This window comes from Marivirga lumbricoides (assembly GCF_014636295.1).
In the GTDB taxonomy this organism is placed as follows: Bacteria; Bacteroidota; Bacteroidia; order Cytophagales; family Cyclobacteriaceae; genus Marivirga; species Marivirga lumbricoides.
The window spans coordinates 317,639-335,125 of sequence record NZ_BMEC01000005.1 but is presented as its reverse complement, the minus strand read 5'-3'; the positions used below and the strand labels follow the sequence as shown (position 1 = coordinate 335,125).

The window sequence follows — 17,487 nt, the reverse complement described above, 5'->3', positions numbered from 1 at the left end:
TTAATCTTCTGTTATATTGGGAAAAATAATAACCATTACAATGCCCCAAACCACGAGGTAAACACCAGCATCAAATAATAAGGGGGTACCAAGCTTTGGCAGAAAAAAAACTTCCCATGGTAACCAATAGGCTTTAAAAAAAGAGGCCTCTGTAATCAGGCCTGGTAAGCCACTTAAGAAAGCTATCAATAAGCCTAATGCAATAATTTTCACCGGCCTCAACCACATTTTTTCCAGTGTAACTTCTACTCCATTGGCAAAAGCATACAGCACAAACCCTGCTCCCGCAGTTAGGCCTCCCACAAAACCACCTCCTGGTAAATGATGCCCTCTCATTAATAAAAACACTGAAAACAGCATCATAACAGGTAAAATGTACTTAGCAGTTATGGTAAGAATGAGCGACTTCATAATATCGTATTCTTTTTTGAATAATTAACCAGTGCAAACACTCCCAATGCTCCAATAGCCAAAACGGTAATTTCTCCAAAAGTGTCCAGCACTCGGAAATCCACAAGAATTACATTCACCATGTTTTTACCTTTTGCTATGTTGTAGCTATTTTCTGCATAGAATTGCTTTAATCGGGAAGTAAGTGGATCATAAGTTATAGAAAAGAGGATGAGCGTAATCAATAAGCCTATTCCCAAAGAGATAAAAGCATCTCTATAGCGCGCAATAGTAGTTTTGGGGATAATTTTCTTAGGAAGTTTATGTAGTATAAGCACGAAAACGGTAACAGTTAAAGTGTCAATCAGGAAAAATGTAATGGCTAAATCAGGAGCACCTGAAGTAAAAAATATGATAGAAATTGCGATGCCTACAATCGAAAGAGACAAAAGGGAGTCAATTTTAGAAGGTGAAAAAAGCGTATAGGCTAATGCTAACAATGCAATGATTCCAAGAATTAAATCGATTAGATATACATCAATTGTGGAAGTATTAATTCTTATACCTGCTTTGTAGAAAAAGGTGAAGCCTGCCAGTAGTAAAATGGTGAACAGGGTAAACATTGCATAATATCTTAAATAGCCGGTTTGAATTTTGCGTGTTTGCCATTCTCCTAATTTAATTACTCCATTAAAAAGATACTGGTAAATGTTAGATGGATAAATTAGTGAGAGAAATCCGGCTTTAGGTTTCCAATTAAAAGCAATTTTCGCCCAGTAAAGCCCTAATCCGGCAATGATTGATAAGATGCTCAATGCCAGAGCCATATTCCAGCCATGCCATAAGGCAAGATGTTTTTCAGGTATATTGTTGGCAAAAGTTGCTGCAGCATTACTCAAAAGCTCCGATAGCTGATCAGGAAATAAACCGAAATACAAACCTGCCAAGGCTGTTACTAAAGGAGCCAGATAAAATATCGTCCCCCCTGCAATTATGTTTCTTCCAGCTTTTCCTTTTTTCTTAAAAAATGTACTGTGGGCCAAAATTAATAGCAGAGTGACAAAGAATGTTCCAGTCAATACCATTACTATCACTAAAATTGAAGAGAAAAATGGGGCATGAAGCACCATTTCCATCAGCATTTCTTTGGCCACAAAACCAAAAAACGGAGCAATACCTCCAAAAGACAAAGCAGCTAAAGTTACAAGAATAAAAGCAGCAGGCATTTTCTTATATAAATTTCGGGGCAATTCACTTATTTTCTTCGTGCCAGCTTGTTTATCGATAATTCCTGCCAGCATAAACAATGTTGACTTATATAAGGCATGAGCAATAATATAGGCCAGACCTGCATAAACAGCAGCCTCAGTTCCAAGCCCAAAAGAAAGCACCATAATACCGAGCGCACTGATAGTGGAATAGGCCAGTAATTTTTTAAGATTATCTGATTTAAAAGCCATTATAGCTCCTGTAAGCATTGTTAGCCCTCCGGTAGCGCATAAAAGAATTTGCCATTCAATGGTATTTCCTATTATAGGAGAGAAACGAGCCAAAAAATAGATTCCGGCTTTTACCATGGTGGCTGAATGTAAAAAAGCACTCACAGGCGTGGGAGCTGCCATGGCATTGGGCAACCAAAAATGGAACGGCACCTGGGCTGATTTCGTAAAAGCACCTAAAGCAACACATAATAAAATAGGTAGATAAAGAGTGCTCGATTGAAGGGTATCACTAAAATTAGATAATTCAGATATAGTATACTCTCCGGTAACTATTGTTATCAGTACTAAACCTGCTAATAAAGCAAGTCCACCAAAAGAAGTCACCAACAAACCTTGCCATGCAGCATATCTTGCCTTCTTCTTTTCATGCTCATAGCCAATTAGAAGAAAAGAAGTGATACTGGTCAATTCCCAGAATACAAGTACAGTAAGCCAATTATTAGCTAAAACCAAACCTAGCATGGCAGCCATAAATAAGGTAAGGATCATAAAAAACCTTCCATAATAAGCTTTCCCCTTCATATAGTAACCCGCATACACATATATCATGGCCCCTATCCCTGAGATTAAAAGCAGGAAAAGAAGACTCAACCCATCCAGGTAAAAAGAGAAATTCAGGTTGAAATAGGGATTCCAGGTGAGTGATTCCTGTAAAGGAAAAGCAGGTGAAAATTGCAGGTATTGGTACAAAAACCAGGTGAAAATTACAGCCGGTATAATGGCTAACAAGTATGCCGTTTTGCTACCGAACACTTTATATAGCAGAGGGACTGCCAGAGAAAGAATTACGATAGTAAAAATGCATACAATCATTAGAGGTTATATTATTACGTGATTTATGTATGTGAGATAGCTCTTACTTGTTATCTTTACTTTGATAAGCGGCAAAGCACCAACAGAGCCTTTATTAACACGTACATAAATTAGCAGTGTTACAGCTTATGGACAAATCCTTATTTTCCCTTCCAGATACTAATTAAATGACAAAACCTCAAAAATATTCAGATGATGATGTTTTAGCTCAGCAATTGCAACATGAAATTATTGAGTTAGAGCAAAAGAAAACACAAATAGAGGAACAGATCAATCAATTTCAAATACGCATCAGATCAGCAATGTTTGATGAAATGGAGGAAGTTTCTGTATTGACAGAACTATATAAGCAGCATAAGAAAGCTAAAAGAGAGAAAAGACTTGAGCAGAAGAGAAGAGGAAAAAATTATAAGGCAACTACTAGCGATGTGGTAAAACACAAAAACACCACATTAACTACTGAAAAAGCCGACAATGTACAATCTTTGAAGAAAATATATAAAGAGGCAGTAGTTTTAATTCACCCTGACAAAGTGGAAGATCAAAATGAAGTTGAGAAAATAAAACAAGCTGCTGATTTAACAGCACAATTAAATAATATCTATAAAAATGGTGATTTGGAAGAGCTCACCTATTTTTACCACCACATTATTCTTTCTCAGATCAGTGAAAAAGCAGTTCCCAAAAATGATTACAAAACTAAGCGCGAAGTGCTATCTCAGAAAAAGAAGCGCCTGGAAGAAGCTATTGCTGAGCTACAGAATTCCTATCTCTATCATGTACTTAACCACTATGATAACCCGAACGACTTTTTGATTGAATTGAAAAACCACTTTCAGGATAAAATTAAGAAATTAAAAAAAAGAACACGGAAAATACGATAATTTACAAGCCAAAAGGATATGTATCTGGAAAATTCCCAGATAGCTTTGTAAGAGCAATTGAGTCCGTCAGTTCTGAAAGTTCGGCAAAACATTCTAAAAAGTATTGTGCTGTTTCTAACGCTGTTCTTATAGTTTTTCCATCAGACAGAGATATCTTATATCTTAAAAAATCAAACTACCTCACCCGCCATGGGAACAAATTTAACCCCTAAAAGCGCTTTCCCTTCAAATTCATCTTCACCCGTTTTAGTTAGTATAATTAATTTCTGAGAATCTTTTCCTACCGGAGCCACCAAACGCCCCCCTATCTTCAGCTGGCCTTTTAATATAGAAGGAATTTCCATAGGGGCGGCAGTTAACACAATTGCATCATAAGGGGCGTGCTCAGACCATCCTCTGAAACCATCGCAAAATCTTACTTTTACATTATCAATTTCTGCAAGTTCAAGATTCTGCCGAGCCATGTCAGCCAACTTTTCAATAATTTCAATAGAATACACCTCGCTGGCGATTTGTGCCATTACTGCGGCATTATATCCGCAACCGGTACCTATTTCCAATACTTTTGATCCATCATGTAGCTTTAACTTTTCAGCCATAAAAGCTACCATGTAAGGCTGACTGATGTTCTGCCCTTGACCAATCTGTAAAGGCCTGTCTTCATAAGCATGCTCCTTTAATTCCCTGGGAACAAACAGACTCCTGTCAACTTTTTGCATTGCGTCTAAAACTGCGGAATCACTTATGCCCCGCCCCTTCAGATGCTCTTCAATCATCTCTTCTTTGCTTATCATATTATTGTAGTTTAAAAAATTAAATTTGTTCGATTAAAAAAATCTAACTGAAATAGTCAGGTCTCGATTTATATTTCTTACTCTACATTACCCCATAAATACTCTCGCTTATATGGAGATCCTTCCCTCGTCCAGAAACTTCCATCTACAAAGCGATAGTTCTTGTCCTCTTTGTTAATGGTCTCCATTTCTTCTTTGCTTAATTCAATGTCAGCTGCTTCGAAATTGGCTTTCAGATGTTCCTTATTCGTGGATTTCGGAATGATCGCAATTCCTCGGTTGAGTGCCCAGGCAAGTAAAATCTGAGGTGTTGTTTTGTTATGATTTTGAGCGACTGATTTTACTGAATCCAGCTCAAACAAATCCGGTTCGTCCTCTTTCTTCATTGATGAAGCCCTGTCCTTGGAACCTAAAGGTGAATAACCAGTCACTAGAATGTTATTCTGTTTACAGAATTTTACCAGTTCTTCCTGCAGCAAATGTGGATGTAATTCTACCTGATTTACCTCTGGAGTTGTATCGCAAACTTCCATTATACGCTTCAGGTTCAATATACTGAAATTGGCTACACCAACATGCTTAGCTAAGCCTTCCTTTTTTACTTGTTCCATAGCAGACCATGTAACCTCAACCGGTGCCTGATCCTGGCTAAGAAAATCTTCATCGGATTTGGGTTGCACCACATCCGGCTTTTGAGCTACAGGCCAGTGAATTAAATATAAATCCAGATAGTCTAACTGAAGATTAGCCAGGCTTTCTTTTAAAGCAGGCTTTACATCCTCTTTCTGATGAGAATTATTCCATAACTTAGAAGTAATAAACAAGTCCTTTCTTTCAACAAGCCCATCTTTAATTGCTTTTTTTATAGCTTCTCCTATTTCCTTTTCATTTCCATAAATAAAGGCGCAGTCGATATGCCTATATCCTATTTTTATGGCTTCCAATACAGCATCGTATACTTTCCCTGATTCCGATTTCCATGTACCAAGGCCTAAGGTTGGAAAATAATCTCCGTTTCTGAATGTTAAGTTTCTCATTTAATTTGAATTCTTTAAATGTTTCGGTGCCCGGGTTTGAGGGTTACCGATTATTAATATTTACTGTTGTACTATAACACGACATTTTCAATATTGTGGTTTAAAAAAAGAGATAGAGAATTAATGTTGCATAGGTGAATTTAATCAATAGCAAAGCATTGATACAGCTCATAAAACTAAATAAAAAGAGGAAGAATGCTCCCCCCCTCTCAGTCTGAAATAATAATCTCGCTCAATACACAATAAGCTTACACTAACAGTAAATCATATGATGGGTACTCTATTCATTATCTAACCCTGAATTCAGATTAACTAACTCTTTTAAAACCTGCTTCTCAGCCATTACCCCTTTTTTGAGTTGCCAGAATAAGATTACCGCTATCACTACAAATGAACTATCCATTAAAATCATCCATTGAAGGTTAATATAAAGGCTAAACTCCGGAGTAAGCATATAAAAGCCTATACAATACAAAGCAATAATTATAAGGGTAAACCCTCCATGTATTTTGGTTCTAAACTTATAGAAACTAATGAGTTGATTGTTACTATCTTTCAGTGAATAATCCAATCTGAGCTTATTGGCCTTTAGCAAACTGAAAATTTCAACTATAATTCTTAAAGTGAGGCCTCCTAACATAAGTGCTACACCGGTTAAACTTAAAATAGTTTTAAATGGTGCTACATAATAGAAAAACAGGCAAAGTATTACCAAAGTAATTGTTAATACTATTATGGTTCCTACATGAGCCATTATCGACTTCCGTTTCTTTTGCCTGGCAAGTTCTTTAATTTTAGTAGTATCACTGGTATTCTGAACTACCTGTTGCCTGCCTGCCTGCCATTCATCTTTAAATTCATTAAACTCTTTCATTCTCTAATATCTTTTTAAGCCTTGCTTTAATTCTATGTATTTTTACTCTTAAATTGACTGATGAAATCCCCATAATCTCACCTATTTCATCATACTCCAATTCATCCAGCACCATCATAATAATCAACCTATCTATTTCCTGTAGTTGACCTATTGCAGCAATTAAGCTGCTATAATTACCGGGCTCATCAGTGTTTTGCTCTTCCGAAGGTAGATTATCTAATGAGCTATGTTCGGTCTTCTTATATTTTCTCAAATAATTCAGGCTGGTATTCACAGTTATTCTGTACACCCAGGTCTTATAGGACGACTTCCCTTGAAAGTTGGGTAGAGCATTCCAAACATTGATAAACACTTCCTGAGTAAGATCATTTGCTTGCTCTTCATCTCCTTTCATATATCCAAGGCAGATTTGCCTAACCATAGGATGGTATTGAGGGTATATCTTGTCGAATATATCAGAAAGTTCGTTCATTTTAAAAGGAATGCATTTAGCTGCTTATAAAACCACTCTGGCTGATCAAACATGATAAAATGTTTACTTTCAGGTGCCAATACAATAGATTTTTGCTTTAAATTCTCGAATTGCGTTTCGTAATTCTTCATCACTAATTCCTTGTCAGGGAAAGTAGCTCCCAAGATAAGAGTTTCGGCTTTGAATTTTGAAAGTGCGGGTCTCAAATCTACCTTTAACAAATCGGTATATCCATATACAAAGGTATTTCTATCTGCTTCAATGCTCCATTTGGTTAACAATGGTACTTTTTCGCTATTTAAAGTCATATTTTGAGACATCATTAGGGCTGTTGCTGCTATTGCGCTGTCATTCTGTTGCAACATCTGCTTATTGTATGGACTTTCATATTGAATAGCTGAAGCAGGTACTCCGGGCATCATTAAGGCCCGCATACAAGGTAGCGCATCTACCAAAATAACTTTACTAACCATTTCCGGAACTTCCGTGGCAAGCTCCATCGCCAGCATACCGCCCATGCTGTGCCCTACAATAGAAAATTTTCGAATCTTCTCCTTTCTTATGTAATCTAAAAGTTCTTTTTTAATAGTAGGGTACCAAGGCATTTCAATAGCAGGTAAGCCATTAAAACCTGCGTACGATACTTTAATTGAGGTAAAATCTCCTTCCAGGTTATCAATCGACTCATTCCACACTGAGCCTGGAGTGGTAAATCCCGGAAGGAAAAATATAACCTCTCCACTTCCTGATTTTTCCGTATAAATAGCTGGATTTTGAGCTGCCGCAAGTAATGAAGTCAGCAACATTAATAAAGTAATCTTTAATTTTTTCATGAGTTTTTGATTTTAAGTTTCCTCTTAGTACCAAAAACATCAGAAATGTTACACTCATGAAAAAATTTATAAAGCCTCAGCTCTTACCATTTGTAAAAGCGAGACGTTATAATAATCAACTTAAGAAGCTAGCATAGCAGCTTTTATCTGTTTCACTACTTCAATATGTCCGAGACCAAATTCTTTCCATGCTAACCCTAACTCCTTCATATCAAAATGTTTAACAATAGTACCATAATTAGCGTGTTCTCCATCTATTGTAGGATAACCAATTACATAAATACTATCTGCCAGTTCTGCTGCTAATTCAATATCATGAGTGGAATAAATAATTGTATTGAAAGAGTGCAAAGAGCTAATCATATTAAAAGCTTTTTTAGCATCTTCTATATTACCAACATCAAGGCCGGAAAATGGCTCATCAAGCACCATGTAATGGCCTGAACAAAAAATTTGCTCAATAATGGCCGTTCTTTGCCGCTGGCCACCTGACAGTTCATTAGGATATTGGTCCTTTACCTTCTCTAAACCCCACTCCTCCAAATAGCTGATTATCTTTTCATGTTTCTCTTCTTTACTAAGCTTTTGCTTTCTTAAAGCAAAGGTTAAAGCCTCATAGACAGTTTTGTTTCTAAAAAGCGTATATTTTTGGTCCACAAAGCCTACATCTCCTTCACAAACTTCTTTTGCATCATTTCCTCCTTCCGTAAGAGTATCAGCTATCAATATTTTGCCAGTGGTAGGTTTTACAAGGCCTGTTAACGCCCTAAAAAGAGTAGATTTACCTCTTCCCGATCTTCCTACAAAACAAATGACCTGACCGGTTGTACTTCCTTCCCTAACTATGTCATTTTCAACAAAATTAATATCTTTTATTATCACTTTATCTCCGTAGGCCACACTAAGGTTTTCTACATAAAGAAGTGTATTTTCTTTACTATAGCTCATTTTTATAATTTGGAATACCTGAAGAATGTTTTTCTAATAAAATTCAAGACAAAGTCAATGGATAAACCTAATCCCAAAATAACTATTTGTAAAGCAATAATTCGTCCATGGTTCATGAATTTGTCAGAGTTTTTAATAAGAAAACCAAGACCTCCAGCAGCCACTAAGATGGACTCCACTGTTACTAACATCATCCAAACAATAGCCAAATTTTGTCTTATTACTTCAATTACATGATCTATTCTTCCTTTTACGACTACTTCCCACAAAACTTCCCACCTATTGCACTGTAAAGATCTTGCATGATCAAACTCTTCTTTTCTTATAGAACTTACCATACTTAGTAATGAAGTTGTTAGGTAAGTACTCATAAATGTTACAAGCACCCAAATCTGCATTGTTCTAGCATCACTTATTAATATAGCCAGATAAAAAGTAATACCGGTAAGTGGTAAATAACGTAGCTTGCTAACAGCATTTGCTATAGGATTAACAATAGGAATTGTTGATAGATAGGATATAATTAAAGAAATGATTACTGCAATTAATATTGCAACAAAGCAAAGCCACAACGAACTTCCGATGTGAACCACAAGGCCCTCGTTATACAATTCTACGAAACCGGTAAGAACTTGCTGTGGTGAAGGGAACAGGTGTCTTTCTCCACTGCTTCCTATGAACCAAAAAAGAAAAAGAGATACTACCCAGAACAGAATGATCATTCGAAAGGTATTCTTTCCAACCTCTTCAAATGGTTTGATTAGATGTTTCATAATTTTGAAAGCAGAATGAAACGGGCAATACCGTTTCATTCATGCATTAATTACTTTAGTAATGTAATTACTACTCTTCTGTTCTTGGCTCTACCGCTGCTTGTCGCATTATTCGCTATAGGCTCATCTTCTCCTTTTCCTATAACACTCTGAAATCTTGATTGAGGAATCCCTTTACTTCTTAAAAAATTAACTACAGATTGTGCTCTCCTCTGAGATAAATCATAATTAGCTTCCGCAGAACCTGTATCATCCGTATGTCCATCAAGCTTGAGCTTAGTGTCTTCCGCCTGAATTAAAAGGTTGTAAATGGTTTCTAATGTCTTCTCTGAAGAAGAAGAAATAGTAGCACTTGCAGTTTCAAAATTAATATTCCATTCTCCTGAAGCAATAACTTCATTAGCGGTTTGTGAATAATCAGCTTTATAGGCAGCTCCGGCATCAATATCATTAATATTTTTGATGAAATATAAGTTAACAGCCTCATCATATGGTACTATCCTTTTAACGGATTCATTAAAGCCAAATGGATTAAGCTCACTTAGATAAGAAGATACCTGGTTATAAACTGCTTTATACCTGTTGGTACCATCTGTAATTCCATAATATTGCATTACATCCGCATAGTTAAACACTCTGGATCCTCCCATATTATATTCAATACCATTTTTAGTACCCTTTTGTCCCTTAAACATATCGTACCAATATTTTGGGGTTTCCAAATCATAAGTTGCAGCGACAGCTTCAGAAGCACGAACACTCCATTCATCGTATTGCTTCATTTGATTGGATGCTGTTAAAGCAGATTTTAAAATACTACTTACAATATCAGGGTGTTTAACTGCCCATTCTTTTACAGCTATTACGGTGGTAGCCATTTGGTTATTAAATTCCTTGGTAGAAACAATGTCCGTAAAACCACTTAATTCATCAAAAACCATCTTATCACCTGGTGTCCAGGTAGCACATCCATCAACCTTTTTATTAATAGTTTTGCCAGTTAATTTACCATTATTCACTTCTTTTAAAGGAACTGTCCAACCTGCTTTCTGAGATTTAATCAATTCCTCAGCAGATTTAATATAATCATCATCCTGTGAAGGATAGAAATTTACAGCTTCCGGATCGTAAGTGGTTACATCAGGGTTTACTTTTAACCCATTGGCAAAAGCATAGTTAACAGCAGTTACCCAGTCACCATCACCCAATACCGCAGAAATTAATGCTCCTTTCATACTCTTAGGATCAACTTTCCAGCTTGGCGGGCCAATTAATTTATCTTCTCCATAGCTCAAACCTACAGCACCCACTACTTGTACATGGTATTTATCTTTTCCAAATTTATCATCAAGTGCCTGTTGCATTGTACTGATATAAAAAGGAGCACCATCCCCCATCATCATAATGGCAAATGCACTTTTATCAGCATCCGGAAACTCTTCGCCTCTATCAAACTCTTCAACAAACTTCATTTGCATGTTACGAAGTTCTGAAAGCCAATCCTGACGAACAATTTCAAGATTAACTCCGTTTTTCTCCATTAATGAGCCTTCAGTAGTTAAAGCTCCTCCATTAGAAACTATTATTCCAGATTGCGCATTCCAGGCATAAGCTGCAATTTTAACAAGTGGTTTATCCTCAACTAATGAAGACCTTCTTTTGGAAGGAAGCGGAAGCTTTTCAACTGCCGTAACGTTATTTACTTCCTGGTTATCAATATTTAGTTTATCCAATTGCTTGGCCTCTCCCACTCTAAGGCCGGGTGAAAAGTAGTAAACGGCACCTAAAATACCTCCTATTACCACTATCACTATTATCAATTCTGATAAAGTAGTTAATTTTGATGTTCGTAGAATTTTTCCCATTTTTTTTTGTGATTTTAATCAAACATGTTTCCGAAACCACCTCCGGCCTGTTTATCTTCTTGTGTTAATTTATAGTTAGGATTATTGTATTTCTTAGATTCAGGTATATAGTCCTCCCCGGTTTTTATTTTATCTGCCAGGGTATCTAACTGAGAGTAAAGTTCATCGCTATTCACATCATATTTAGAAGTGAGCATATCAATATCTGACAGGTTTTCCTGAGTTTTTGCTATATCCATAGCAATTGTTTCAGTAACTACATCCAATGCATATTCCAGCTCCCAATCTTTTGTGAAAAGCATTGCAGATTTAGCCCCATCTGTTGCTGCTTTAGCAGTTTTTGCAAACTCGTATTCTTTCTCAAGCATTTTGATAGTAACTTCGAAATCTGAAATTTTAATATCAATGGCAGTACCTGCTAATGTTAGCTTTCTATCCAGCTTACCCATTATGTTAGCCCTGCTTCCATATTTCTGAACAAAGGTTTTGCTTTGCTCCAATTGATGTGAAATCCTTTGCGACTGAGAAAGTTTTTTGGCAAGACTGCTATGTAATTCCACATATTCATCTGTATCCTTTCCAGCATTTCCCTTTTCAGCAATTATGGCTTCCATATCTGATTTGATCTTTTGAGCCTGCTTCTGTAGCACAATAACCTGGTCCTGAAAGTCTTTAGCCTCCTTTTCTGATTTAAAAGCTTCAGCTTCCATAGTATTTTTCAAAGCTTTAATTTTTGCTTTCGAATCGATGAAGATCTTTCTGTTCTTAAGCATTTTCATTTTTTGCTCCTGCAATTCACCAAATGGATCATGTCTTATCAGAGATTTGTGAATTGCACGGGTAGCTCTTCTAAGACCTTTAAAGATGACGGGAAGCATCAGCACAAAGAAAATTAGAAAGACAGCTACACCAGCTAACGCGATAATTTGACCTAAAGCAGTAAATAAGGGAGGTAAAACGTACACCCATGCTGCATAGCCTAATCCACCAAATAACGCAATCTTTAAAAGCGCATTCAATCCTTTTTCACCATTTCTCCAATTGTTAGGGTTTAAAGAAATTTCCCCCTTTTCATCATCGAAATGTTTTAGAATAGGAAGGTCTAAGACATGGCTTTTCGATTCTTTTTTATTCATCTTCAGTTAAAAATTATAAGTTCTTTTTAATGCCTTCTTCTACTTCAGTGATAGATTCAAGGATTTTTGACTTAGCTACGTCATTTGCTGTAATCTTTTGATCAATTTCAGAGATTTCAGCCAGCATAGTGATGTCAATAGATTGTAAGTCCTTCTTTTTATTGACAATTTGCGATTGGATATCCTTTAACTTCTTTTCAAGACTTGAAATCTCATTTACTAAATTCTCCTTCTGTACTTTTTGACTATCTTGAATTTGAGCTTTTTTCTCCCTACCCTGAGTTTCATATTTTTGATGAACTTTATTGATCTCATTAATATAAAAACCAGCCTGCTCCAACAGAAATTCTTTACTAACTTTAGAGTCTACACCCTTTGCCATGGTGAAAGCCATTTTGTAAACACCAGGTTCATGTGACTTTACTGAATTGATCGCTTTAAAAAATTCATAAAAATCATAACCCGGCCTGTTTAAGCTTTGAAAACCTGCTTCATACATTTCAATAACTGTATTCAAAACGGATTCACTTACATCAGTAGGAGTAGGTGCTTTTTTGGGGAATTTCTGAGGACTACCTCCAGAATCAGGAAAACTGGTAGAGGATTTAGACCTTCCACCTTCCTGCTCTTTTTTAACGGGTTCTTCGTTTTTACTGTCTTCAACTTTAATAAAAAGAGATTTCCAGTCAAATTTTTCTTTAGACATAATATTTTAGAATAATCAAAAATAGCAATAAATATGTAATACAAAAAGTCAAATTTATATCATTTTAGTACATTATTTTTAAAGATTTCAATTTTCTTGAATTAATTATATTTCAAAATAGTGCAAACTAAATGCTACCTCACAAGCTTAGACCACGCATATTTTAGGATAAAAAACAGTATAGCAAAAGCAACTAGTAATTGCACAAAACCTCCCATAAATACAACTCCGAAATAAGTGCGCTGAATTATAAATAAGATTAAAAATGACAACCCAATTATTAACATTAAAGCAGAAAGTCTTCCAAAACCTGGAATCGACTTCATCCCTATCCTTCTATTCATAATCAGCAGAATAATCACCATAAAAACTATTGGAAGGAAATAAACGGTTACGTTGAGATGCAATAAATCAGCCTTTGCTATAAAAAACAAGTAACATGTAACCATGGTAGCAAATATGCCGGGAATGCATGCACCATATACCAAAATACTGGCAACATATTTTAAATAACTAAAATTTGTTTTCTTTACTATGGCTGCTAGTATAATTGTACTGATTAAGAGCATAAGGAAATAACCAAGAATAATATATTGATTATCGCTTAGCATATTTAATAAATCTTTTACCGTCATTTTATTTACCCCTCATTAAATAAATTAATACTGTTTACTGCCTTTAATACCTCAGGCACATCTTCTTCTGTTATCGTCATTAATAATTCGTTAGTAACAGGTGTAATTTCCACTATTCTATTGGCCTGTTTCTCAATAATGTTTTCAAATAAATTGCGCATAGTTCTGGCATTACCGAAGGACTTATGCCTCTTTTCATATACTCTATCAATTATTTCCGTTACCTTTTCCTCGGCATCTTCAGTTAGTTTAAAATCAGCTTTACTTACATACATTTTAAAAATATTGAGTAATGCCTCAGGCGAGAAGTGATCAAACTTAAAATAGCGATTAAAGCGAGATTGCAAACCCGGGTTAGATTGAATGAAATCTTCCATTTCATCTGGATATCCTGCTGCCACCACTACCAAATCTCCCCTTTTATCTTCCATTCGCTTGAGCAGAATTTCAACAGCTTCCTGCCCATAATCATTAAAACCTCCTGTTGATAATGAATAGGCTTCATCTATAAAAAGTACTCCTCCATGTGCCTTCTCAATTATTTCTTTGGTTTTTATAGCCGTTTGCCCTACATATCCAGCAACTAAACCAGCTCTGTCAGTCTCTATCACATGGCCTTTTTCTAAATAACCTAAATGCTTATATATCCTTCCAAGCAAACGTGCTATAGTAGTTTTACCTGTTCCGGGAGGTCCCATAAATACTGAATGGAGTGCATTTTTTGATGCCTTAAGACCTTTTTCTTCTCTTATTCTCTGAACTTTTAAGAAATTCGTTAAATCTAGTACACTTTTCTTTATCTCCTCCATCCCTATTAAGGAGTTAAGCTCATCAAGAGCAAGTTCCAGAGTATCATTTTCAGGTATACCTTGTAATTCAGAGCTCCCTTCAATAATATTTGGATTATTTAGCTTATGAATAATTCCGTGCATAAATGCTTTCTCTTCAGCACTGATTTCACCATCAGATTTTACTATCAGAGATAGTATACCATTCATTATTGCCGCATAAACAGGAAGGTATTCACTCTTCATCTTTGCTAAACCAGCAGCAACCATAAACTCCCCTTCCATTTCATTTAAAATAGGAAAGAAAGGCGTGTCTTTTATTAGCTTAACATTTTTATTAAATTGTACAGAAAGAGTAAGGGTCCGTAGTTCGTTTAAACTATACTTTTTATTTAAATCCTTCCCTTGCAGAAACTCATAAAAGTAAATTAGCGTAAAATGAGCAACTGAATGCGCTTTTTTATCTGGAAGCTGAATAAAACCATTAATAAAGGTGATGAAGTCAGCCATAAAAATATGCTCAGTTTTAACCCCATCAGTTCCTCCCTTTAAAGCATATTCATTTACAGATTGTATAAATCTATTATCTCCATTTAGTTGCTTACAAAATGAGCTGGCTCTTACAGCTAAGAGGTTCAACATGTGCATAAACTCCTGACTGATTAATTCAGCTGAAGAGTCAGAATTATTTTTCATTAAAGGAAATACTTGCTTTAGATAAATAATTAACGGTCGGCAATTTAATAATATTTATAAAAAATTGACTATAAAAGCGATTTAATTGATCTCCTTGCCAGGATTAAAATACAGATGCATCAATTATTTAATATATCTAAATAAAATCATATCCGTTAGAGAAGTTGAAATCCAATAATTAATTATCGAAATTTATAAAAACAACTTTTCTCAGGTAATAGAATAAGCAATCAGGGTTTCATATTTATTCTACATGTAACCAAAAGCATGGAGGTACTATTAAAATAATTCAAAAAACAATATGTCAACAGCAGATATTATTAATTCCCAACAGGATCAAATTCTTTCGAATTGGATGCAATCACTGAAAGAAAAAATGCCCGTAATAAGTCAATACGACAAATCTGCCATTGAAAACAGTGTCCCAAACCTTTTAAAAGCCATTGTAGTAAATTTAAAATCGGATAATCAGGAGGAAGTTAATCATAATAGCCAGGAACACGGTCAGCAAAGAGCCTCCTTTAGAAACTATTCATTACGGCATATCATAAGAGAGTACAATTTGCTAAAAATAACTATCCTTCACCTGTTGGATGAGCACGAACTAACTCCACCCAAAGAAAGGGATGCAATTATGCTTGTAATAGACCAGGCTATAGAACAAGCGGCAGAAATATTTTACATAGTTAAACAAGGAGTCCAGGTAGATGCAAGAAAGGTAGCTGAGAAAAAAGCGAATGACCTGGAACTGGAAGATGATAACAGGGAAGAATTTATCCAATCTATTTCCCATGATCTTAATAGTCCATTAAACAATATTAAAGGATGTATTAACCTGCTGGAAAAAGATTTGGATGTAGGAGAAGTAAGTCAAATTCTTAGGATATTAAAAACCAGTGCCAACCAGGCAGAAATGCTTATTAAGGATTTTTTAGATGTCGGTAAAATTGGCACAAATGAAAAAGTACCTGTTTATATAAGCAAGTTTAATATACTGGAAGAATTAAGAAATGAAATAAATGTTTATGAGGTTTCCCAAAAGGTGGAAATAGAACTACAGTCAGAAGTTGATGATTTATATGTGGAAATTGATTTGGAACTTTTCAGGCGTGCTTTCAACAATCTAATGAACAATGCACTAAAGCATGGGGAAACTGAAAGCAAAATAACAATTTCATGCCTGCTTGAAGAAAATAAGCTCATTATTTCTGTTCAGAATTATGGGAAAGTAATTCCGGATAAAGTACTTCAGAACATTTTCAACAGATATTACCAGGTAGACGGCACAAGAAAAGGTTGGGGAATAGGGCTTGCTTTTGTGAAAGAAGTAGTTAAAGCGCATGAGGGTGATGTACAGGTAACCAGCAATAAAGATCAGGGTACTATTTTTAAATTGATTTTCCCTCAGGATTAATTTTCTGCCGGGTATAATATTTTAACTAATCCTTTTCATGCATTTCTTAGTATATTGTAAAATTAAAGCGCAAGCCCTTTTACTATTATATCATAAACTATGGAAATGCACACAAAACAGGCACAGAATTACTTTTTCCTACTTCTAGTAAGTTTTAGTATTCTTTCTTGCGAATATGAAAGCCTGGAAACCTCTGTAGACTGTTCTCAAAATTCAATCATTTTAAGTGTATTAGATGTAGTAAATACTGAATGTGGTTTGGAAAATGGTAGCTTCACTGTTGTTGCTACTGGGTTGGAAGAAGGATGGGAATATAGCATTAATGGAGATGTTTTTAGCACAAATGCCAATTTTTCGAACTTGTCTGCAGGTAACTATTCGGTGATAGCAAAAAGCATTCAAACGCAATGTCAAAGTGAACCACTTGAAGTACTTATAGAAAATGAAGGAGGCCTTCAGCTTTCCATAGTTCAAAAATCTGATTCAGAATGCGGAGAAACAGAAGGCAGCATTATAGTAAATCAGCAAAACGGTATTCCACCAGTTGAATACAAGATAAACAATGAACTATTTCAGCCAGACTCATCATTTAAAAACCTTCCCAATGGAGTGTATAATATTTTTGCAAAGGATGCCAACGGATGCGAAACCAGCATTAGAGGTATTACAATTAGTTCCGGCATTAGCTTAAATGCAGATATACAACCTATCATTATAGCTAATTGTGCTGTTTCAGGATGTCATAACGGAAGTCAATCACCCAATTTAAGTACTAAAGAAAACATTATAGCAGAAGCTGCATTTATTCAGAACAGAACAAGCAATAGATCCATGCCACCTGCTGGTCGTCCAGATTTAAGTCAGGAAGAAATTGATAAAATTACCTGTTGGCTCAATGAAGGGGCTCCGGATAACTAATTATTT

At 35.6% G+C, this 17,487-nt stretch carries 17 protein-coding genes; 3 read left to right on the top strand and 14 right to left on the bottom strand.

Annotated elements, in window-relative coordinates; translation table 11 throughout:
• Both IEV85_RS09925 and mbhE read right to left on the bottom strand, forming a co-directional pair.
• On the bottom strand, positions 1 to 411 hold the full coding sequence (locus IEV85_RS09925) for a Na+/H+ antiporter subunit B (RefSeq protein WP_188462820.1): 411 nt from the start codon (positions 409 to 411) through the stop codon (positions 1 to 3).
• A complete protein-coding gene (gene mbhE / locus IEV85_RS09920; protein ID WP_188462819.1) occupies positions 408 to 2,705 on the bottom strand; it encodes a hydrogen gas-evolving membrane-bound hydrogenase subunit E in 2,298 nt (765 codons plus the stop codon). The genes IEV85_RS09925 and mbhE overlap by 4 nt, the downstream gene beginning before the upstream one ends.
• Before the next feature lie 167 nt (positions 2,706 to 2,872).
• Here mbhE and IEV85_RS09915 point away from each other — a divergent pair, with 167 nt between their 5' ends.
• Positions 2,873 to 3,589, top strand: coding sequence for a hypothetical protein (locus tag IEV85_RS09915; protein WP_188462817.1), 717 nt, complete (start codon positions 2,873 to 2,875; stop codon positions 3,587 to 3,589).
• Positions 3,590 to 3,759: 170 nt separating this feature from the next.
• On the opposite strand, the gene IEV85_RS09910 is transcribed toward IEV85_RS09915, so the two are convergent.
• The 12 genes from IEV85_RS09910 to IEV85_RS09855 form a co-directional block, all read right to left on the bottom strand.
• Positions 3,760 to 4,383, bottom strand: a complete 624-nt coding sequence (locus IEV85_RS09910; protein ID WP_188462814.1) for a protein-L-isoaspartate(D-aspartate) O-methyltransferase — start codon at positions 4,381 to 4,383, stop codon at positions 3,760 to 3,762.
• Positions 4,384 to 4,460: 77 nt separating this feature from the next.
• Positions 4,461 to 5,420 (bottom strand): aldo/keto reductase, encoded by a 960-nt coding sequence (locus IEV85_RS09905; RefSeq protein WP_188462812.1) that lies wholly within the window; start codon positions 5,418 to 5,420, stop codon positions 4,461 to 4,463.
• Between the two features lie 280 nt (positions 5,421 to 5,700).
• Entirely contained in the window at positions 5,701 to 6,294 is a 594-nt protein-coding gene (locus IEV85_RS09900) for a hypothetical protein (protein ID WP_188462810.1), read from the bottom strand.
• Positions 6,281 to 6,769 (bottom strand): RNA polymerase sigma factor, encoded by a 489-nt coding sequence (locus IEV85_RS09895; RefSeq protein WP_188462808.1) that lies wholly within the window; start codon positions 6,767 to 6,769, stop codon positions 6,281 to 6,283. Before IEV85_RS09895 ends, IEV85_RS09900 begins: the two co-directional genes overlap by 14 nt.
• Positions 6,766 to 7,602 (bottom strand): alpha/beta fold hydrolase, encoded by an 837-nt coding sequence (locus IEV85_RS09890; RefSeq protein WP_188462806.1) that lies wholly within the window; start codon positions 7,600 to 7,602, stop codon positions 6,766 to 6,768. The genes IEV85_RS09895 and IEV85_RS09890 overlap by 4 nt, the downstream gene beginning before the upstream one ends.
• Positions 7,603 to 7,722: 120 nt before the next feature.
• Entirely contained in the window at positions 7,723 to 8,550 is an 828-nt protein-coding gene (locus IEV85_RS09885) for an energy-coupling factor ABC transporter ATP-binding protein (RefSeq protein WP_188462804.1), read from the bottom strand.
• 2 nt (positions 8,551 to 8,552) lie between these two features.
• Entirely contained in the window at positions 8,553 to 9,323 is a 771-nt protein-coding gene (locus IEV85_RS09880) for a hypothetical protein (protein ID WP_188462802.1), read from the bottom strand.
• A 50-nt stretch (positions 9,324 to 9,373) separates the two neighbouring features.
• Positions 9,374 to 11,188 (bottom strand): OmpA family protein, encoded by a 1,815-nt coding sequence (locus IEV85_RS09875; RefSeq protein ID WP_188462800.1) that lies wholly within the window; start codon positions 11,186 to 11,188, stop codon positions 9,374 to 9,376.
• A 14-nt stretch (positions 11,189 to 11,202) separates the two neighbouring features.
• Positions 11,203 to 12,324: a hypothetical protein gene (locus IEV85_RS09870; protein ID WP_188462798.1), complete on the bottom strand. Its 1,122-nt coding sequence runs from the start codon at positions 12,322 to 12,324 to the stop codon at positions 11,203 to 11,205.
• A gap of 13 nt (positions 12,325 to 12,337) precedes the next feature.
• Positions 12,338 to 13,030: a hypothetical protein gene (locus tag IEV85_RS09865; protein WP_188462796.1), complete on the bottom strand. Its 693-nt coding sequence runs from the start codon at positions 13,028 to 13,030 to the stop codon at positions 12,338 to 12,340.
• A gap of 134 nt (positions 13,031 to 13,164) precedes the next feature.
• The gene (locus IEV85_RS09860; protein ID WP_229712552.1) at positions 13,165 to 13,665 is read right to left on the bottom strand and encodes a hypothetical protein; all 501 of its coding nucleotides are present in this window, start codon (positions 13,663 to 13,665) and stop codon (positions 13,165 to 13,167) included.
• Between the two features lie 5 nt (positions 13,666 to 13,670).
• Entirely contained in the window at positions 13,671 to 15,149 is a 1,479-nt protein-coding gene (locus tag IEV85_RS09855; RefSeq protein ID WP_188462792.1) for an AAA family ATPase, read from the bottom strand.
• 301 nt (positions 15,150 to 15,450) lie between these two features.
• On the opposite strand from IEV85_RS09855, the gene IEV85_RS09850 reads away from it, so the two are divergent.
• Positions 15,451 to 16,563, top strand: coding sequence for a sensor histidine kinase (locus IEV85_RS09850; RefSeq protein WP_188462790.1), 1,113 nt, complete (start codon positions 15,451 to 15,453; stop codon positions 16,561 to 16,563).
• Between the two features lie 99 nt (positions 16,564 to 16,662).
• Entirely contained in the window at positions 16,663 to 17,481 is an 819-nt protein-coding gene (locus IEV85_RS09845) for a cytochrome c (protein WP_188462788.1), read from the top strand.
• Positions 17,482 to 17,487: the final 6 nt, after the last annotated feature.